Source organism: Mycobacterium sp. (assembly GCF_036273375.1).
Classification (GTDB): Bacteria; Actinomycetota; Actinomycetes; order Mycobacteriales; family Mycobacteriaceae; genus Mycobacterium.
On sequence record NZ_DASUHS010000112.1, the window covers coordinates 1 to 18,927 of the forward strand.

At 67.4% G+C, this 18,927-nt stretch carries 21 protein-coding genes and 1 pseudogene; 5 read left to right on the plus strand and 17 right to left on the minus strand.

Going from position 1 to position 18,927, the window contains the following annotated elements; translation table 11 throughout:
* The 12 genes from VFW69_RS11200 to VFW69_RS11255 all read right to left on the minus strand — a co-directional run.
* The coding region (locus tag VFW69_RS11200; RefSeq protein WP_526501154.1) for a DUF3140 domain-containing protein at nucleotides 1-301 on the minus strand (301 nt) is incomplete at its 3' end.
* A gap of 31 nt (nucleotides 302-332) precedes the next feature.
* Nucleotides 333-548 carry an HVA1 family protein gene (locus VFW69_RS11205; protein ID WP_526501156.1) on the minus strand — a complete coding sequence of 72 codons (216 nt, stop codon included), beginning with the start codon at nucleotides 546-548 and terminating at the stop codon, nucleotides 333-335.
* Nucleotides 545-982 (minus strand): hypothetical protein, encoded by a 438-nt coding sequence (locus VFW69_RS11210; RefSeq protein ID WP_526501158.1) that lies wholly within the window; start codon nucleotides 980-982, stop codon nucleotides 545-547. The genes VFW69_RS11205 and VFW69_RS11210 overlap by 4 nt, the downstream gene beginning before the upstream one ends.
* A gap of 332 nt (nucleotides 983-1,314) precedes the next feature.
* Nucleotides 1,315-1,704, minus strand: a complete 390-nt coding sequence (locus VFW69_RS11215) for a DUF2784 family protein (protein WP_526501160.1) — start codon at nucleotides 1,702-1,704, stop codon at nucleotides 1,315-1,317.
* A gap of 37 nt (nucleotides 1,705-1,741) precedes the next feature.
* Nucleotides 1,742-2,749 carry a DUF5914 domain-containing protein gene (locus tag VFW69_RS11220; protein ID WP_526501162.1) on the minus strand — a complete coding sequence of 336 codons (1,008 nt, stop codon included), beginning with the start codon at nucleotides 2,747-2,749 and terminating at the stop codon, nucleotides 1,742-1,744.
* Nucleotides 2,746-4,272 carry an FAD-dependent oxidoreductase gene (locus tag VFW69_RS11225; protein WP_526501164.1) on the minus strand — a complete coding sequence of 509 codons (1,527 nt, stop codon included), beginning with the start codon at nucleotides 4,270-4,272 and terminating at the stop codon, nucleotides 2,746-2,748. The genes VFW69_RS11220 and VFW69_RS11225 overlap by 4 nt, the downstream gene beginning before the upstream one ends.
* Nucleotides 4,269-4,988 carry a class I SAM-dependent methyltransferase gene (locus VFW69_RS11230; protein WP_526501166.1) on the minus strand — a complete coding sequence of 240 codons (720 nt, stop codon included), beginning with the start codon at nucleotides 4,986-4,988 and terminating at the stop codon, nucleotides 4,269-4,271. The genes VFW69_RS11225 and VFW69_RS11230 overlap by 4 nt, the downstream gene beginning before the upstream one ends.
* On the minus strand, nucleotides 4,975-5,286 hold the full coding sequence (locus tag VFW69_RS11235; RefSeq protein WP_526501168.1) for a lycopene cyclase domain-containing protein: 312 nt from the start codon (nucleotides 5,284-5,286) through the stop codon (nucleotides 4,975-4,977). Before VFW69_RS11235 ends, VFW69_RS11230 begins: the two co-directional genes overlap by 14 nt.
* Entirely contained in the window at nucleotides 5,283-5,606 is a 324-nt protein-coding gene (locus VFW69_RS11240) for a lycopene cyclase domain-containing protein (RefSeq protein WP_526501170.1), read from the minus strand. The genes VFW69_RS11235 and VFW69_RS11240 overlap by 4 nt, the downstream gene beginning before the upstream one ends.
* A complete protein-coding gene (locus VFW69_RS11245) occupies nucleotides 5,603-6,556 on the minus strand; it encodes a phytoene/squalene synthase family protein (protein WP_526501172.1) in 954 nt (317 codons plus the stop codon). Before VFW69_RS11245 ends, VFW69_RS11240 begins: the two co-directional genes overlap by 4 nt.
* Complete coding sequence (gene crtI, locus VFW69_RS11250) at nucleotides 6,553-8,073, minus strand: phytoene desaturase family protein (RefSeq protein ID WP_526501174.1); 1,521 nt, start codon at nucleotides 8,071-8,073, stop codon at nucleotides 6,553-6,555. The genes VFW69_RS11245 and crtI overlap by 4 nt, the downstream gene beginning before the upstream one ends.
* A 28-nt stretch (nucleotides 8,074-8,101) precedes the next feature.
* A complete protein-coding gene (locus VFW69_RS11255) occupies nucleotides 8,102-9,226 on the minus strand; it encodes a polyprenyl synthetase family protein (protein WP_526501177.1) in 1,125 nt (374 codons plus the stop codon).
* Nucleotides 9,227-9,542: 316 nt separating this feature from the next.
* Here VFW69_RS11255 and VFW69_RS11260 point away from each other — a divergent pair, with 316 nt between their 5' ends.
* Nucleotides 9,543-10,040, plus strand: coding sequence for a MarR family winged helix-turn-helix transcriptional regulator (locus VFW69_RS11260; RefSeq protein ID WP_526501179.1), 498 nt, complete (start codon nucleotides 9,543-9,545; stop codon nucleotides 10,038-10,040).
* 24 nt (nucleotides 10,041-10,064) lie between these two features.
* Here the strand turns inward: VFW69_RS11260 and VFW69_RS11265 are convergent, their stop codons facing one another.
* On the minus strand, nucleotides 10,065-10,496 hold the full coding sequence (locus tag VFW69_RS11265; RefSeq protein ID WP_526501181.1) for an STAS domain-containing protein: 432 nt from the start codon (nucleotides 10,494-10,496) through the stop codon (nucleotides 10,065-10,067).
* Nucleotides 10,497-10,915: 419 nt separating this feature from the next.
* Between VFW69_RS11265 and VFW69_RS11270 the strand changes: the two genes are divergently transcribed.
* Nucleotides 10,916-11,650 (plus strand): Rv1815 family serine proteinase, encoded by a 735-nt coding sequence (locus VFW69_RS11270; protein ID WP_526501183.1) that lies wholly within the window; start codon nucleotides 10,916-10,918, stop codon nucleotides 11,648-11,650.
* A 74-nt stretch (nucleotides 11,651-11,724) separates the two neighbouring features.
* Entirely contained in the window at nucleotides 11,725-12,429 is a 705-nt protein-coding gene (locus VFW69_RS11275; RefSeq protein ID WP_526501195.1) for a phosphodiesterase, read from the plus strand.
* 11 nt (nucleotides 12,430-12,440) lie between these two features.
* On the opposite strand, the gene VFW69_RS11280 is transcribed toward VFW69_RS11275, so the two are convergent.
* From VFW69_RS11280 to VFW69_RS11295, 4 genes are read right to left on the minus strand one after another with little or no spacing between them, the layout of a single operon-like run.
* Complete coding sequence (locus VFW69_RS11280; protein WP_526501185.1) at nucleotides 12,441-13,796, minus strand: TIGR01777 family oxidoreductase; 1,356 nt, start codon at nucleotides 13,794-13,796, stop codon at nucleotides 12,441-12,443.
* Nucleotides 13,797-13,817: 21 nt separating this feature from the next.
* Nucleotides 13,818-15,062 carry a glycosyltransferase family 4 protein gene (locus VFW69_RS11285; protein WP_526501187.1) on the minus strand — a complete coding sequence of 415 codons (1,245 nt, stop codon included), beginning with the start codon at nucleotides 15,060-15,062 and terminating at the stop codon, nucleotides 13,818-13,820.
* A 13-nt stretch (nucleotides 15,063-15,075) separates the two neighbouring features.
* Nucleotides 15,076-16,656: a 1,4-alpha-glucan branching protein domain-containing protein gene (locus tag VFW69_RS11290; protein WP_526501189.1), complete on the minus strand. Its 1,581-nt coding sequence runs from the start codon at nucleotides 16,654-16,656 to the stop codon at nucleotides 15,076-15,078.
* On the minus strand, nucleotides 16,653-17,486 hold the full coding sequence (locus VFW69_RS11295; RefSeq protein WP_526501191.1) for a class I SAM-dependent methyltransferase: 834 nt from the start codon (nucleotides 17,484-17,486) through the stop codon (nucleotides 16,653-16,655). Before VFW69_RS11295 ends, VFW69_RS11290 begins: the two co-directional genes overlap by 4 nt.
* Nucleotides 17,487-17,771: 285 nt before the next feature.
* On the opposite strand from VFW69_RS11295, the gene VFW69_RS11300 reads away from it, so the two are divergent.
* Nucleotides 17,772-18,572: an electron transfer flavoprotein subunit beta/FixA family protein gene (locus VFW69_RS11300; protein ID WP_526501193.1), complete on the plus strand. Its 801-nt coding sequence runs from the start codon at nucleotides 17,772-17,774 to the stop codon at nucleotides 18,570-18,572.
* Nucleotides 18,573-18,618: 46 nt separating this feature from the next.
* Nucleotides 18,619-18,927: pseudogene (locus tag VFW69_RS11305) on the plus strand (electron transfer flavoprotein subunit alpha/FixB family protein); the annotation flags it as partial.

Consider the following 18,927-nt stretch of genomic DNA (forward strand, 5'->3'; position numbering starts at 1 on the left):
TCAAGGAGTATCGCCACGGGCTCTCGCCGATGTCGCCGTGCGGACGTTGCGCCAGGTGGCGTTTGGCGTAGCCGACCACCATTCGCATGTGCGCATAGTCGGCGCCGGTAAGGTCGGCACGTTTCGCCTTGAGGATCTCGACGATGTGACGGCCACTGGCGTGGCCGGTGGACTCGTCACCGTCCCGCTTTTGGCCGACGCTCTTCGATTCCTCAGTGTCGAGCCACTTTTCCAGTTCGCGGGCGGTCATGTTGACGGTGTCCTGGAAGCGGTCCCAGGTGGCTTCTTGGTCGTCGGTCATGGTAAGTCCGCGTGGATAGTGTTGACGCGCGTCACTTTGCGCGACGTAGTGCATCTGGCTTGTGCACCGCGTCCGCGCCCGTCTTGTCGCTGCGCACCTTGTACTGCGGCTCGTTTTTGGACGCCCGCACCGTGCGTCCAGCGGCTTCGGCATCGGAGGTGATTTTGCCCTCGACCGTGCCCCGGACAGTGGTGCCGTGGCTTTGCCACTCCACCTTGTCGCCCTTGTTGAATTCTTTGTTGCTCATAGGGATTCGCCTTCTGCCGATTCATCGTTGGGGGACGCGGTGTGGGCCAGGTGGCCGGCGGTGCGCCGTCGCTCTTTCAAGGCCATCTCGTGGACGTGACGGTCACCGTCGGTGAGTCGGGTTCGCACCAGCTGTTCGGTCTCTTTGAAACAGCGGTAGTAGCCGTCGTCATACTCCTCGACGACCTGGAAGCTCCACCGGCCCGCCAAGACGTTGCGCCCAATCACCTCGCAGCTGATGTAGTGCGCCAGATCGGCCTGGCCGATTTCGTTCAGCCGCGCCACCGCCTCGTCGAGTTGCAGGTCGGCGCGGCCGGTGAGCTGATGGAAGGAATACAGATGCCCGCGAGCACGCTCGATGGTTTCCAGCGCCTCGGTCACTCGTCCTACCGCCTGCGCAACGCCGTCGATGTCGGTGCCAGTCCCCTCGCCCATCACGTTCCTTCCCCCGCGTTGGCCTATCGCATTCCCGCCGCAGGGAGGCCCGAATCGTCGATACCGGGATTCAGTAATTCATTAACTGAATAGTCAAGCCTATGGCGTAAGCGAGCGCCGTGGTGCGCCGCGTGGCGGTTTGAATGGGTGCGCCTCGGGTATCTGGTCTGACGATGACTTTGATCGAGACGTCGCGCCGCCTGGGGCGCGCTGAGCGCAAACTGCTGCGCCTACAACGGCGTTTGTGGCTCGCACAGCTGGCCATGTGGCCCACCGTGATCGTGCTGGCGGTCCTGCTCGTGGGTGGTGTGCTATGGGTGGTGCGGCGGCGGTCAAGTCGCGGTCGGCATGCCGCGGCGCCCGCGGCTAACGATCCGGCCGGCAAACACGCCCCATGAGACGGCGGCGGCGGTGAATGCCAGCGACTGTGCCGCACCGACACGGCCGATCGGCACGAAATATCCCGTTACGTAGCGGTTGATGAATCCCGACGTGGGCAGTGGATCCAAATTCGCGCGACGGCGCGCCCACGATTCCAATGACGTCAGTGGGCACCGCAGCCTGAGCGCCACGACTGCGACGCCCCACACAACCGCAGGTATGTGCAGCAAGATGGTCCTTGGCCAGCGCAACGCGAGGAAACCCCCGCTCGGCACGTAAAGCAGGTACGCCAAGTGAGCGCCAACGGTCACTGCAACCGCGGCGACGTAGGGTTTCTGCACGGTTGAATTCTTCCACGCGCATCACCGGGGTGATGCGCTACCCGAATCCCGCGCGGACCTTATATCGGCGCTCGGCATACGCGATATCGTCGCGCCAGAGGCTGGTGGCCGCATAGCGCATGAAGGGTGTGATCAACGGCGCCACCCGGGAGGCGCGCGTGAAACCGGGCCGGTCTGAATGCGCGATGGTGGCTTCCAGGACGGCGGTGCGCGGTCGGCCATCGGGACCCGAACCCATTGGCGTCGCGTGTGTTTCGACGACGCTGCCGGTGCCCTCTCCGTCCAAGATGCGCATGACGATGGTGCGGGCCTCCGGGCAACTGAACTCCGCGACGACGGGCACCCCCAGGCGTCCCATTCGGAAGGTCACCGCCACCAAAAATCGGTCGACCTGTTCGGTGGGCGTCGTGAGCACATCGAGCCGGGTGAACGAGTAGGGGTGAAACCACGCGCCGTGCCAGGGATCGAGGCGGTTGGCGATGATGTCACTCGGCTCGCACACACCCACCACGCGGGCGACGGCGCTCAGGGTGTCGCCGGTCGGCCGTTGCGGAACCACCGGCCGATCCAGCGGTTCCTCCTTGCCCACCGCGTCGAGCCGCACCCATGCCAGGACGCCGTCGTCGTGACTGGGCAACGGGCTCCAGCCGAATTCGCGAGCGCGTCCGTCCAGTGTCAGGCCGTGCCAGCGGCAGATCAGCGCCCCCCGGTGCACGGTGCCGGTGGCGAGGTCCGCCCCCAAATGGGGGCAACTGCGCGGCCCCACGCACAGCCCGCCCCGTTCGTCGCGCCAGGCGACGACGTCGACGCCTGCGACGCACGTGCCGAAGGGTCGCCCACCGGGCACCTGGTCGCTGGCGGCGAACGCGTACCAGTTGCCCGTGGTTTTGCGCTGCGAGCGCCGCAGGGCCGCCTCGATGATGGCGGGTTGCGCGTCGCGATATGTCGGGCGCTGATCGGCCCATGACACGCGCGGGAGCACCTGCAGCGGCCACCCTTTGGTCCGGGTGGCGGACAGGCGTTGAAGCTGTTCGCGGATCTTCATGGTCGGCTGGATCTTTCGCGGTCGGCAAGCCATCGCAGCAGTGGTGACCGGCCTTGGGTGGGTACCGTGGCCAATGGGTGTCCGGCTAACCCCCATCGTTGCAGGAGTTGGTTCGCGGCGCACCAGCCGGTGGTGGCGGCCCGCTCCATGAGTGCCACCGGCAAGTCGATGCGGATGGCGTCGCCGGCCAACAACAAGCCCGGCGTTGGCGTGATGACGGGCGGCCGGTAGCGATAGGAGCCGGGCGAAAACAGCGGGCAATCGCTGCGATGCAGCAGCTTCTCGTGGAGGATCTGTGCGGCCGCGGTTTCCGGATAGACCCTGTGCAGTTGCCGTAGCGCGGCGGCGCGGGAGGGCGCGGAATCCAATGCGTACGAGTGCAGTTCGACGACGGCACCGTGATGCGCGGCGGCCCAGTTGCGGGCTTCGCATTCGTAGCGCTCCAGCACGCTGATGTTGTCGAGTGGCTCATGGCCGGCCGTGCCCAGAAACGCCGGCCGGTGTGCCGCGACCGGGCGGTCGAGCCACAACCGATGCACGGCGAACGGCGGCGCGGTGCGCAGCCGCGATATCTGGGCGCGCCAGTCGTCGGTGCCCAGGTCGCTCGACGCCGCAACGATCCGCTGTAAACCCGCGATGTCGGTGGCCAGTACGACGGCGTCGACGTCGGAGTGGTCACCGGAATCGGTGCGCACCCGGAAAGACTTCGCCGACTCCGTGTCGATGCTGAGCACTTTGGTGGCGAGCCGGAACCGCACGCCCCGCCCTTCGAGATAGCCGCGCAACGGCTGCCACAGGGCGCTGTCGTAGTTCGCGCACGGCACGTCGAAGATCAGGCCTTCGGACGACCCCAGGAAGTAGATGTGGAACATGGTCGCCAACTCGGCCGCGGAGAGCTTCGAGGGGTCGGCGAAGAAGCTGCGAGAAAATACCTCGAACGCCAGATGCCGTGCGGCCTCGGGGAAGCGGATGTCTTCGAGAAACGTCGCGGCATCGGTGTCGTCCAGGCGCTGGTAGGTGCCGGGCACCGATACGGCGGCCAGTGGGGCGGCCGCGCGGGCGTCGATGCGGGTGAAGTCACGCAGCCGGAAGGTGGGGCTGCGCGCAGCGAACACCACGGCGTTCCACGGTGGGGTGCGCGGCAGCCCGCGGAAGCTGTCGCGCCGGCCCGCCCCATCGATCAGCGGGTAATCCTCGACCGCAGTGAGCATCCGCAGTTGCGGGTCGATTCGGGTCAGCAGGGCGCGCAGGTTGTAATACTGCCGGAAGAACGCGTGGAAGCCACGGTTCATCGCGAGCTCGGCGCCGCCGTCCCGCTCGGTCCAGCCCCCCACCCGGCCGCCGAGATAGTGCTCGGCCTCGATGACCTCGACGGCGACGCCGCGCTCGGCCAGCCCGGTGGCGGCCGCCAGCCCGGCGATCCCGGCGCCGACGACCGCCACCCGCGGGCGCGACGCCAGCGCATTGGCATCCGGCAACCCCGTTGGCGCGGCGAATGTTCGGCGACGCCGGTCCGCGGTCATCGCGGCGCATCCGCCAGGAAAGTGTGCACAATGTTGGCTTCCCAGCCGGGCATCGTCTCGCTGTGCACCGCGGTGAAGCCGGCGTCGGCAAGGCGAGTCCGAAATCGGGCGGCGCCGTCGAACGCCAGCACGCTGCGCCACAAGTAGCGATACAACCCGGCGTCCCGGGTGCGCCACCACCCGGCGGGGATGATGATGCCCCAACACACGGCGTGCCAGATGCGGGTGGCCGCCGGGGAGTCGCGCACCGAATACTCGTGCACCGCGAGCGTGCCGCCCGGGCGCAACAGCTCGCGGAACTTGCGCAGCTGTGCGTCGCGGTCGGCGACGTTGCGGATCAGGTAGGCGGCCATGATGCCGTCGAACGGGCCAGTGATGCCGTGCTCTGCCAGCTGTTCGACGGAGGTGTGCACGAAGCGCACCGAGTCGGGCCAGGGCTTTGCTAGCGCCGCGTCGAGCATTCCCCGCGAAGCGTCGACGGCGACGATGTCGGCCTCGGGCGCGACGGCCAGCAGCGCGGCCGTCGAGGCGCCCGTGCCGCATCCGGCATCGAGCAGCCGTAACCCCTTGCCGCGGGCCGGAATCCGCATCCGTCGAGCCGACAAAGTCAGCTGCGCGTGGTAACCCGGGCTGGCACCGACCAGGCGGTCGTAGGCCGCCGCTCCGGCGTCGAACGCGGTCGCCAACTCACCCGGGTACGCATTACCGACGCGCATGTTGCCGCTCCCACAGCAGCAGCACCGCGGTGACCAACGCGAAGCCGAACAGAAAATCTTCGAACGGGATGTCGAACGGGAAACGCACGCCACTCAGCCCTCTATCGTCATAGATGACGATGGGGGAGCTGAGTTTGGTCAGCCAGCCATCCACCGGGATCTGGAATCCCAGCACAATCAGCATTGAGAACCAATACGCCGGTCGGCGGAAGAGCCCGGTCCGCAGCACCGCCAATTCCATTGCGCAGACCAGCAATACCGCCAGCGCGGCCGGCAGGGTATAGCCAAAGCCGGTCATCGACGGTGCACCTTTTCCAGGATGGTGGTCACGGCGTTGTAGGTCAGTAACGCGCACACCGGAATGACGAGGAAGAACAGCACCTCTTCGATCGGCACCCGGAACGGGATGGTCAGGCCGCACAGGTATGCGTGGTCGTATGTCCACACGTGCGCGGCGACCGCGACCTCATCCCAGACCAGGAACACCGCGGCCACCGGCACGACCGCCTTGATGACCCGTCGCCACTGCCGGTAAACGCCGGGGCCGAAGATCTCCAGCGGCGCGGTGATCACCAGGCATGCGGCGAGCACCGCCAGGTATTGCCACCGATCGCTCATGCGGCCCCCGATTGACGAACGCCCCGCGCGCTGTTTCGCGCCAGCCACGACCGTATCAGTCCGGCACCGGCGACTCGAAGCCGTCGCGCCTGGCCGACGGTGGCACGGCGATCGAACACCGCGAAGTCGCTTCTTTCGATGCAGTCCAAGATCTCTGAATACAGTGCGGCCGCGGTCGCCACGCACGGTCGCGATCGGGTGGCCAGCGTGGCGATTCCTTCCGCGGCGAATCGGTAGGTCTGCCGGGCGATTTCATGCTGGGCGATCAGGGCCCGGCGTACCCGCGGATCGGTGTGGCGGTGCGCGTGGCACCAGATCAACAGCTCTCGGTCGACGCCGTCGGCGGCCAGTTCGTCGGCCGGCAGATACACCCGGCCGCGCTGCAAGTCCTCGTCGATATCACGCAGGAAGTTGGTCAGTTGGAACGCCCGGCCCAGCGCCGCGGCGTACGGCGCGGCCTCCTGCGCGGGCGTCACCGTGCCCAATATCGGAAGCACCTGCAGCCCAATGGCTTCCGCGGAGCCCCGCATGTACAGGTTGAGGGCCTTTCGGTCGGGATAGTCGGTTACCGTGAGATCCATCCGCATCGAAGCCAGAAAGTCCTCGAACAGCCCGGCGTTGATCTGATAGCGCCGCGCGGTGTCGGTCACCGCGGCGACCAGCGGATCCTCCAGGTGAGCACCTCCGGAGAAGAATCGCTCGGACAACTGCTGCAGCCGCCGGCCGCGGATGTCGGCGCCGACCTGCGGGTCGAGATCGTCGAGGATGTCGTCGGCGTATCGAGCGAAGCCGTACAGCGCGTGCACGGGCGGCCGCTGGTCGGGCGCGAGCAGCCGGGTGGCCAGAAAGAAGGTGCGGCCATGAGCGGCATTGAGTTCGCGGCATTGGCGGTATCCGTCGCGCAGCCGCGGATCGTCGATTCCGGCCGCGGTCAACTCACTGCGCATCATGGCGAACCGGCTTTCATGTCGAAGTGCGCGGTGGATCGTGTGGGGCTGCCGGTGATGCGGTCGGCGGCGAGCCGCCCGGAGATCAGCGTGGTCGGAACTCCCACGCCGGGCACCGTGGAGGACCCGGCGAGCACTGCGTTGTCGATGCCACGCACCAGGTTGCCCGGACGAAACGGTCCCGTCTGACCGAAGGTGTGGGCGAGCGCGAACGGACTGCCGGCCGCCATGCCCTGCCGCGCCCAGTCGGCCGGTGTGACGACATCCAAAACCGTTGCGTCATGGGGCAAACCGGGCAGCATCCGGTCGGCGACGTGCGAGATCATGTCCTCGACATAGGCGCCACCGGTGCTGGCCCAATCGATGGTGCCCCGATCCAGGTTCGGCGCCGGGGCGAGCACGTAGAGCAGATCGCGTCCCTCGGGAGCCAGGGCCGGGTCGCTGGCCGTCGGCCGGGTGACCAGTAACGACGGGTCGCCCATGAGTTGTCCGTTGTCGACGATGTCGGTGAACGTCTGATTCCACGCCTCGCCGAACAGGATGGTGTGGTGAGCCGTTTCGGATGCGATGGCTGGACAACCCAGGTGCGCCACGACGGCCGAGGGTGAGTGACGCAGCCGCACGGCGCGCCGCGGTGTGCGGCCCAGCAACGCGTAGGTCTGCGGCAGCTCGGTGGTCAGCACCACCGCGTCGCAGGCGATGCGGCCGGACTGCTCGGTCATCACGGCGCCGACCCGCCCACCCGTGCGTTCGAGCGCGGTAACGGTTGCGCCGTAACAGAATCGGACGCCGGCATCGGCGGCGGCCGCGGCCAGTGCGTCGGGCAGCGCGCGGACTCCCCCGCGTGGAAACACCACACCAGAGATTGTGTCCATGTAGGCGATCACGGCGTACACCGCCAGGGCGTCGCGCGGCGCCACGCCGGCGTACAGCGATTGGAAGGTGAAGATCCGCTGCAGCCGTGGGTCGGTGATGTATCGCCTGACCATCCGGTCCCATTTGCGGAAGCCGCCGATTGCGGTCAGCTGCGCCAACTGCGGGGTGAGCAGCGAGAGCGGCGAATCGAAGTTCGCTGCGATGAACCCGTCGAATTCGGTGCGGTACAACCGCGTCAACCAGTGCCGAAGCCGTCGGTAGCCGGCTGCCTGCCCGAAGCCGGCGAACTCTGCGACGGCGTCGGCCATCCGATCGGCGTCACTGTGCACGTCGAGCGCGCTGCCGTCGGCGAACACGGCGCGATACGCCGGGTCGACCGTCAACAATTCCATGCGGTCGGAGAGTTGTTCGCCCACGGCCCCGAACGTTTCGTCGATGATGTCCGGCATGGTGAGAACCGTCGGCCCGGTGTCGATCCGATAGCCATCGATGTCGAGGCGACCGGCCCGCCCGCCGGGCCACGGCTCGCGCTCCACCACTGTGACCGCGCGCCCGCGGCCGGCCAGGTGCAGCGCCGCGGACAGGCCGGCCAGTCCGGCGCCGATCACCACCACGTGATCGGCGCGCCCTTCGATGGTCCGCATGATCAACAGGCTCCCCGGTCGGTGCTGCTCATTCGGCGCGATCCGTGCAGACGGCCGCCATTTCGGCCAGCGCGATGCGGACGGGCTCGTCAATCGGCAAGTCGCTGAGGTGGTCGCACGCGGAAGCGACACGGTCGCCGATCATCTGCTCGATCAGCTGCACCGCTCCCGTCTCGACGATCAGCGCTTTCCACCGGTCGATCGCGTTGTCGTCGAGGGCTTCACGATTGGCGATCTCGATGAGTTCACGCCGGATCAGCGCATCGGCCAGTTGGTGAGCGGCCACCACGACGCTCGTCGCCTTGCGCTCGAGCAGATCGCCGGCACAAGGCTTGCCCGTTACAGCCGGCGAGCCGAAAACGCCGAGCACGTCGTCGCGAAGCTGGAATGCCTCGCCGACGGCGGCGCCGTAGCGGCCCAATTGGGACAGCGTTCGATCGTCGCACTCGCCCATGGCCGCGCCGATTTCCAAAGGCCGGCGCACGGTGTAGTTGCCCGACTTACGCCGTGCCACGTCGAGCACGACTTCCAGCCGGGGCGCCTGTCGCGCGTCGTTCGTCAAGTCGGCGAACTGCCCGACGGCGAGCTCGGTGCGCATGGCGTCATAGCGTGGCCACGCGCGTTGCAGGCGCCTGGGCTCGACGCCGCTCTCGCGCAGCATCTGTTCGGCCCAGATGAGGCAGAGGTCGCCCAGCAGGATGGCGGCCGATTCACCGAATCGCCGTGACGAGCCGGACAATCCGCGCTCGCGATGCCATTGGCCGAATTGCCGATGCGCCGACGGGCGGCCGCGCCGTTCGTCGGAACCGTCCATGACGTCGTCTTGGAGCAATGCGAAGGCGTGCAGCAACTCGAAACTTGCCGCGGCCCGCAGGGCTGCATCGTCGGGCGGAGCGCCACACAGCCAGCCCAGGTACACGAATGTCGACCGCAGACATTTTCCGCCTGAGACGAACTGAACCAGGATGTCGTCGGCGGCGTCGATGCGGCCAGCGTCAAGTTCGGCGACACTTCGCGCGGCGATGAAATCGGCGACATCGCCCAACACCATCCGCCGTATGTTCGATCGCCATGCTGCGAAGTCGTCGGCGCTAAGCCAACCGATCGCCACCGGCGGCGATGCCGTGGCGGCTGAAAACGACAAAGCTCCCATGGTGCCCAAGCGCTCCCTCCCGGACGGCTTGGCATGCTCACGCCTGCGCGGCCCAAACACACGCCTCATACCCGCCGATGAGACGGGCAAAACCACAGCGCTGACCGTCAGACGTGCCCTAGCGCCGCCCGCTACGACTTACCCATCTGGTTCAATAAGTTAAACATTAATTTATTGAACGTCACCGGCGTGCGCCAGCCCGAGGTCTACCGACCTATTTGGTGGCCGTCCTGACTCGGGGCATTGGCTGCCACGACCCCGTTCAAACATTAAGTAACTGAAATATCTCCGCAATCGGCGATATGCTCACAGTGTTATGGACGCTGATGCGCAGCGCTGCGGTCGCGATGAGCTGGAGTCGCTGATATCGGCCGATCTGCGGGAGCTGTCAACCGAGTCCGACCAGATCGGCCGGTCGTTCGCGCTGATACATAGTCTGCGGCCCAACGATTTTCGCGCCTTGCTTTACATCATGGTGGCTGAGATGGGCGGGCTGCCGATGACCTCGAGCGACCTCAGCCAGCGGATGGGACTGTCGGGTTCGGCGATCACCTATCTGGTTGACCGGCTGATCGATGCCGGTCTTATCCGTCGCGACAACCATCCGGGCGACCGGCGAAAGGTCGTGTTACGTAACGATGAATCCGGCCTGGCCACCGCCCGGTCGTTCTTCAGTCCGCTGACCGCGCACACCCGAGTCGCGCTTGCGGACCTACCCGATGCGGACCTGACCGCCGCGCACCGGGTCTTCGCCGCGCTCATCGACGCGTTGCGCTGCTTTCAGGACGAACTGGGCGACGAGTCGAAACCCTAACCACTGCAGACGGTTAGCCGACCATCACGACGCTGCGCTGTGTGCGGCCTGGGCCTGAGCCGGTCTCGGCCGCGCCAGTTCGGACAGGAACTGCCGCCGTGCTTGCAGAATGTCTTGAAGGTTCTGGAAGGCCTCGGGCACCGAACCGGCGATCGCCAACCCGTTGTGATGCACGATCCGTAACAGTGGACGAACCGCGGCGCCGCCGACCACGCTGCAGTAGACGCGCGCCTTGCGGAGCTCGTCGTTGAGCCCAAGCAGCGCCCGAAAAGCCTCCACGCTGACAAAGCGCAGATGACTGAGGTCAAGGACCAGGGGGGTCTTGAGCCGGGCGAAGTTTCGGATCGCCTGGGTGAGGTCCGTTGCGTTGGAGGCGTCGACCTCGCCGTCGACGCGCAGGACGGTGCCGAGATAGCGCGAATAGACGAACAGGTGTGCTCGGTCGAAGTGAGCCATGTACCGGCACCGTGCGGGTTCTTGTTGGTCCGCTGAATTTGCGTAGCGAATGGTAGCCATGAGAGGGCCTGTCGAATGTTGGTGAGAAGGGAATGAACAGTGTTTACACACCGCTCCCGCTAGAGACGCAGCTGTGAGCTCAACCTGTTCGGCATCCTACCGCCGAAGCGAACGCTCAGATGTCAATTCGCCGAAACACGCCAGGTCGCCCGGCGAACGCGGCGTGAGCCGGACCAGCGCCTACCAGCGCAGGTCAAAGGGGTGTGGAGCCGCGAAGTCTTCGTATCCCGGCCTTTTTGGCAACCGGCGCTTGTTCGCTTTCCGGCCGAATTGGAAGTGGTTTGGCCGGACAGGCGGCGGGTATACGCGTGTCAAGTAATAAACGCGATGGACCCCGGACGTAAGGGGTGATGCGTCCAATGAAAGAAGCCGGCTGCCGACTACGTCGGCTAGCGATCGGATCCGCATTCACCGCGATGCTTTGTGCCGCACCGGGTCAGGCAGCTGCCGATCCCGGCGGCACGGTATTCCCCGGGATGGAGATTCACCAAGGCAGCACGGTCTGCATGGTGGGATTGGTCGAGCCGCAGTTACGGGTTGCGCTGACCAGTGGCCAATGCGACGGCGGGCAGTCGGTGGTGACCGACCGTGACCGCAAGCCGATTGGCAACGTGGTCCTCGGCCGCCGCCAGGTGGACGCGGACTCCACCGCCGACACCTCGATGCTGCCCGTGGAATACGAAGTCATCGCGATCGCGCCGGATGTGACCGCCACCGATGTGCTCCCGACGGGGCGCCATTTGGGATCCGCGCCCGGCATGCGCGCGCAACCCGGGATGCCCGTGTGCCAACTGCGCAGCGCGACCGGCCAGCGATGCGGCTCGGTCAGTTCGGTGGGCAACGGCCGCTTCGCCATCACTGACATGGTTGCCGACAGCCGCGACTTCGGCGGTCCGGTGTACACCCTGACCGACGACCACAATGCCGTGATCGTGGGGCTGGTCGAGGGCACCTGGAGATCGTCGCCCCAGATCGAGTCGTGGCAGGCGGTGATGGCGCAGGTGTACATCGACAGTCATACCTACAGCCCGCCGCAACAGGCGCCCGCCCTGCGAATGATCAGCCGGCACACAAGCCCTGCCATGTCGCCGTAATTCACGCCAACGCCGCAGGAACGGCGTGTTGAACCGCCTGGTTTCCCCCGGTGCAGAATGGGAACCCGCCGCCGGTGAACGTTTTCGAACTAGTGGCGCTGCCCTTTCAATGGGGCTCCGCGATCCGGGGCAAACGGCTCTTCCATCCGGTCGGGGTACTCGCCGAGGGCTTCATCGAACGTGTTGCCCCTGCGGCCCAGGGCTTGCCGATCGCCTCGTCGGAGATTGTCGCGCGCGTGTCGAAGGCCAGCGGCACACCAGGGGCGCTGCCCGATTTCATCGGGTTGGCCGTCCGGTTGCCCGCGGCGCAGTCGGCGGACAAGCCGTGGGATATCCTGCTCGTCTCGTCCGGGTCGGGGGTGCTGTCACGCGCGGTGGCGCTACGGCCGGCCACCTCGTGGAACGGTCAAACCCTGACCACGCTGATGCCGTTGCACTATCAGGGCAACAATTGGTGGCTCCGCGCCCGAACCTCGAGTGAGATCGGCGGCGCGGGGTTGTCCCTGGACAGCGTCCGGGCCAAGCTCGAGCGCACCAACATCGAGGTGACACTCGACCAGGCTTGCGGCAGCGCCGATTTCACCCCCTTGGCCCGCATCACGCTGACCGCCGCCATCGATCCCGACGGCGACCAGGACGTGTCGTTCGACCCCGTCCTCAACACCGCGCCCGGCTTGAGCCTGCACCCCCGATGGCTCGCGGACCTGCGTGCCCGCGCCTATCGGCACGGCCGCGACGGCAGAGATGCCGAAGAGTGGCCGCTCGTTCTGAGGAGGTAGCCGTCGGATCGTCAACCGGTGCGCCCCAGCAGGTGACGCAGCGCCTGATCCAGGTCCGGGTGGCGGAACCGATGCCCGGCGGCGACGAGTTTGGCGGGCGCCGCTCGCTGGCTGGCGCACGCCAGCTCGCGGGCACCCTGCCCGCCCAGGAGCAGCCGCGGTCCCAGCGACGGCACCGGCAACACGGCCGGCCGGTGCAGCACGCCCGCCAGGGTGTCGGTGTATTCGCTGTTGCGAACCGGTTGCGGTGCAACGGCATTCACCGGTCCCGACAGCGTGGCATCCCACAGGGCTCGGTGGTAGACGTCCACCAGATCGTCGATCCCGATCCAGGACAGCCATTGTCGACCGTCACCAAGCCGGCCACCTAGTCCGGCGCTGAACAGCGGGCGCATCAGCTTCAACGTGCCGCCGGCGGGCGATTGCACGATGCCGGTGCGCACCCGCACCACGCGCATCCCCGACTGCTGGGCGGGCGTAGTCGCCTCCTCCCAGTCGGTCACCACATCGGCCAGAAAACCGTCGCCGCGACCGCTGTCCTCGGTGAGAGTGTCATCGCCGCGGTCGTATCCGTAGTAGCCGATCGCCGACGCCGAGATCAGTACGCCGGGCCCGGGCTCGCTGCGGCCCAGCAGTTCGGCCAGCCGGCGAGTCGGCCCAATCCTGCTGTCCCGGATGGCCTGCCGGTGTTTATCGGTGAATCGGCCGGCGATCGAGGCGCCCGCCAAATGGATCACCGCGTCGATCCCGTCGAACAGCCCCGGGTCGGGGTCGTCGGGGTTCCACTGTCGCTCGTCGTCGCCGCGTGCGGAATGCCGGACCACCTGGATCACCCGGTGCCCACCGGTGCGCAGGAAGGCGGTCAATGCCGATCCGACCAGTCCCGACGATCCGGTGACGGCGATCGTCAGGGGCCGCAGCCCGTTCTCGGCGGCCAGCCGGTGAGCGGCCAAGTCATCGGCCAGCTGCCGGTGCCGGTAGTCGAACATGGGCCGCAACAGCGACCCGGGCACGGGGGTATCGACCCGGTCGATCACCCTGGTGCGGTTGTCTCCGAGGTCTTCGAATTCGTGGGTGTGACGCCAGCGCACCGCAATTCGCGCCGGGAGCGCGGCCAGGCCGTCGCCGCCGATGGCGTCGACGAAACGCCGCGGCGGGTCATAACCGTCGGGCTGATGGATGGCGACCCAGCGCAGACCCCCGGGCAGCGCCAGCGTGGCCCGCCCGTCCTTGAGTGAGGCCGCCTCGGTGACCAGCCGCATCGGCTGCCACGGCGGCGAGAGCCGGCCGAACGCGCCCGGCCTGGCGTACCAATCGAAAACGTCGGTGATATGAGCGTCCACGACGCTCGAATAGTCCAGCCCCATGCCTGAAACGTTAGGAACGTGCTACCGGTTCGGCAAGGCGTGTTTAGCGATGGGCAGCCGCGCGTGCGGCTGCCGCACTCCACGCTTGGCCGACAGATACACCTGCGCGGTCTTGTCGGCCACCGTACGCCAATCGAAATCCGACGTGAGTCGCTTGCGGGCGGCGTGGGCGCGCTGCTGCGCGGCCTGCGGGTCGTCGAGCACGGTGCGCACCGCCGCGGCCAGTCGGGCCACGTCGCGAGGCGGGCACGAGATGCCGGTCTGACCGTTGATCACCGCCTCACCCAGGCCGCCGATGTCCGAGGTCACCAGGGGAGTGCCGGCCGCGGCCGCCTCCAGCGCCACGATCCCGAACGGTTCGTAGTGACTGGGCAGCACCGCGGCGTCGGCGCGATGCAGGACGGCGAGCAGCTCGGCATGTTCGAGATGCCCGGCGAATCGAATGGCCTTGAGCACCCGGTGTTTACGGGCCTGCTCGATAAGCCAGCCCTGCTGAGTGCCCTCACCGGCGATGGTCAGTGTGGTGCCGGGGTGGCTGCGTCTGATCCGTGGCAGCGCGGCGATGACGTCGTGCACACCCTTCTCGTATTCCAGCCTGCCCAGGTAGAGCAGCTCAGCCGGCCCGGTGCGCGGCCGACGCGCCGCGAACGGCCACCGTGCCGTCTCGATGCCGTTGCAGATCACCGTGGTCTCGGCCAGGCCGGGGCCGAACAGCTCGGTGATCTCGTCGGCCATCGAGGCCGAACACGTTATCAACGAGTCAGATTCACGCACCAGCCACGATTCGACGGCGTGCACCTGACGGCTGATCGTGCCGCTGACCCAGCCGGAATGCCGACCGGCTTCGGTGGCGTGGATCGTGGAAACGATTGGCGCATCGTAAAATTGGGCGAGCGCGATCGCCGGGTGGGCCACCAGCCAGTCGTGCGCGTGCACGACGTCGGGCCGCCAGGCGCGATTGGTGCCCGGCTTCGTCAGGGGCAGACCGGCGCGGATCATGGAGTGGCCCATCGCGAGCGTCCACGCCATCATGTCGGTGCCGAAGGTGAATTCGTGCGGGTCCTGAGCGGCCGCGATCACCCGGACGCCGTCGCTGATGTGGTCGGACGACGGATGGCTGCGGGGATCGGTCCCGGTGGGACGCCGCGACAGCACGACGACGTCGTGACCGGCGGCGGCCAGCGCGGTCGACAGATGATGCACGTGCCGGCCGAGCCCGCCGATCACCACCGGCGGGTATTCCCACGACACCATCAGGATTTTCACGCCGCGGCCCGCCTCATCGGGGCAACCTGCGAGCATCAAGGGCGCCGAACAGGCCGTCGGCGCGGTTCCATCCCTCCGCCAGCCGCTGCGCGGTGTCGCGCCGCCCCGATGCCAGCGCGTCGGCGATTTCGCGGGTGGCGTGCGCATGCAGGTGGGCGCGGTAGCGGGCGTAGTCCGCGGCCGAATCCTTGCTGACCATGAACGGCCAGTCGCTGGAGACGGTGAGCAGCGTTTCGCGCAGGATCTGATCGGCGACGCGGTCGCGGGGGATGGGCCCGTCCAGCGACGCCGTCTGGGACAGCGCCTTGTCGACGGTGCTCAGCGCCATGTCGACCACTTCGCTGTTCAGCGCGACCAGATCGGCGACTTGGTCGCCGGCCCACACCTGCCAGTCCTTGCCCGAGCCCCACGAGCTGGGCGGCAGGGCTACCGGCTCGCCGACGAAACCGTCGGCGATGGCGTCGTTCAGCGTGCCCACCCGAACGCCGGCCTCCGGCAGGGCCCGCAGCACCCGCTCCAGCCACGTCGGGCCCTCGTACCACCAGTGACCGAACAGCTCGGTGTCGAAGGCGGCGACCACATGAGCCGGTCGCCCGATGCGGTCGGACTCCGAGAGCAGCCGGTTGCGGACCACGTCGACGAAGTCGGCGACGTGCGTGTCGACCGCATGGTCGGCGCGCTCGGGATCGTAGGGCGCCTTGTCCTCCGAGGACACGTTGCGGCCCGTCACCCTGGCCGGCTTGAGGCCGGTGAGGTGGTCGTAGGTGTGGAAGTCGCGATACGCGGCGTGCCCGGGATAGCCGGATTTCGGTGACCACACCCGGTAGCTGACCTGCAGATCACGCCCGAACGCGACCACATCGGTGTCGTCGACGGGCCGCCCCAGCGCCGTGTCGCCGTGCAGCGACGGGCCGTCGACCATGAAATGGGTGACGCCCGCGGCGGAATAGTCGTGCTCCATGCCGGGCGCGTAGGCGCATTCGGGCGCCCAGATCCCGCCCGGGCGATGCGCTAGGCGTGCTTGCGCGTCGGCAAGACCTTCGCGTAGGGCGAACTCACGCAGCCGCGGCGCCAGCAGCGGTTGGAACGGATGGGCCAGCGGGCCGCCGAGCAGCTCCACCGCGCCGGCGTCGAGCAGACTGCGCAGCAACGGGCTGCCGCCGTGCCGCCACAGGGTGGCGAAGTCGTCCAGCGCCCGCTGCGCCTCGGCGGATTCGCGAATTCCTAAGGTGCGCAATGCTTCCGCTGTGCATGACTGGGAGCCAACCGATTTCGAGCGGGGAGCGGACCGCACGCTGGTGGCCTCCAGGCCACGCAGCCGCCAGTTGGCCAGCCAGTGATGCATGCCGTCCAGGCAATACGGGTCGTCGAGCTGCGCGTTCACCACCGGCGTGACGCCCAGCGTGATCACGCCCCGCCGGTCTTCGCCGGCCAACGTGTTCAGCACGCGCATCAGCGGCAGGTAGGCCGCCGCCCAGGACTGGTACAGCCATTCCTCGCCGACCGGCCAGCGGCCATGGTGGGCGAGCCAAGGCAGGTGGGTGTGCAAAACCAAGGTGAAGAGCCCGGGAACCCGGTTCTGCGGCGTGCTCACGGGGCTACCGCGATCGCGATCAGGTCGAGGCTGTCGTCGATGTGGTGGCCGGTGCCCACCCCCGCGTCGGCCTCGACCAGGTCGAAGTCCCCGATCGTGACCGCGGCGACGTCGGCCGCCAGCCCGGGCGGCCACGGCACCCCTTGGTCAGCGGCCATTGCCCGCGCAATCTGCGCGTCGATAATCGAGCCGCCGTGCCGGGCATCCATCTCGCGCAGCCTCGGGCCGTGGAACAGGCCGCTGATCGACACGTCGGCGAAGCCGCCGCCGATGAGCAGCTGGGTCAGTTCGGCGGCGTTGAGTTCCCGGGTGTGGAAGGGGTTGATCGGGGTGTCGCGACCCGGGGAGAAGGTGATCCGGTTGGGCGTGGACATCAGCAAAAGCCCCGACGGCCGCAGCACCCGGGCGCACTCGACGACGAACTGTGTTTGGTCCCACAGGTGTTCGATCACCTGGAAGTTGACCACAATATCCACCGACGCATCGGGCAGCGGCAGCTGCGCTAGGTTCGCCTGCATGACGTCCACCCGCGGGTAGCGGCTGCGTACGTGGGCCACCGCGGCCTCGTCGTAATCCACCGCGATGACGCGGCGGGCGACCCCGGCGATCAGATCGGCGCCGTAGCCCTCGCCGCAGCCGGCCTCGAGTACGTCGGCGTCCACGCAACGCTCGGCAAGCCGCTGGTAGACGACCTCGTGGCGGCGAAACCAGTAGTTTTCGATGTCCAAACCCGGGATGGTGCGCTCGCCCGTCAGCATCATCACGGCGTCACCCGCCGACGCGGTGTCGCCGGAGGTGTGCTGCGGGAGGTCAGGCACGAGTGCGCTCATTGCATAGGCAGGCTAACGCGAAGTGTCGGATTCGCGAACCGGGAAGTGAGGCCCACGCTTCTGAGGCGGCGGACGGGCTGCGAGAACGTGCCGCCCAGCGACGACCGCGTCCGCGGCAGCGGAAGGGGGAGGAGCGGGCAATATGGCCTGGGCGACCAGCTATGGTGTGAATGCATACCGCACAAAGTTACCGGGTAGTAACACGGCCGTGCGTTGCGAAAAACGCGTACCGAGGTTTCGTAGTCGATTGCTGCGAGCCCCCTTCTAGGAGGACGAACCACACTCATGACGAACATCGTGGTCCTGATCAAGCAGGTCCCAGACACCTGGTCGGAGCGCAAGCTGACTGACGGCGATTTCACGCTGGACCGCGAGGCCGCCGACGCGGTGCTGGACGAGATCAACGAGCGCGCGGTGGAAGAGGCGTTGCAGATCCGGGAGAAAGAGGCCGCCGACGGCGTCGAAGGGTCGGTGACCGTGCTGACCGCGGGCCCCGAGCGCGCCAACGAGGCGATCCGCAAGGCGCTGTCCATGGGCGCCGACAAGGCCGTCCACCTCAAGGACGACGGCATGCACGGCTCGGACGTGATCCAGACCGCGTGGGCGCTGGCGCGTGCGCTCGGCACGATCGAGGGCACCGAGCTGGTCATCGCGGGCAATGAGGCCACCGATGGCGTCGGCGGCGCGGTGCCTGCCGTCATCGCCGAGTACCTGGGCCTGCCGCAGCTGACCCACCTGCGCAAGGTGTCGGTCGAGGGTGGCAAGGTCACCGGCGAGCGCGAGACCGATGACGGCGTGTTCACCCTCGAGGCGTCGCTGCCCGCGGTGGTCAGCGTCACCGAGAAGATCAACGAGCCGCGTTTCCCGTCCTTCAAGGGCATCATGGCCGCCAAGAAGAAGGAAGTGACGACGCTGACGCTGACTGAGATCGGTGTCGAGGCTGACGAGGTCGGCGTCGCCAATGCCGGTTCCAAGGTCACCGCGTCGACGCCGAAGCCGGCGAAGACGGCTGGCGAGAAGGTCACCGACGAGGGCGACGGCGGCACCAAGATCGCCGAGTACCTGGTTGCCCAGAAGATCATCTAGTCGTTAGCCCGTAGGCCGAAAAGACCCAGAAAGACATAGAAGACAAATGGCTGAAGTACTTGTGCTCGTTGAGCACGCCGACGGCGCGCCGAAGAAGGTCACCGCCGAACTGATCACCGCCGCCCGCAAGTTGGGCGAGCCCTCCGCCGTCGTCATCGGCAAGCCGGGCACGGCCGCGTCGCTGACCGACGGGCTGAAGGAGGCGGGCGCCGCCAAGATCTACGTCGCCGAGGCCGACGACGCGGAGAACTACCTGATCACCCCGGATGTCGACGTATTGGCCTCGTTGGCCGAGTCGGCCACCCCCGCGGGTGTGCGGCTGGCCGCCAGCGCTGACGGCAAGGAGATCGGGGGC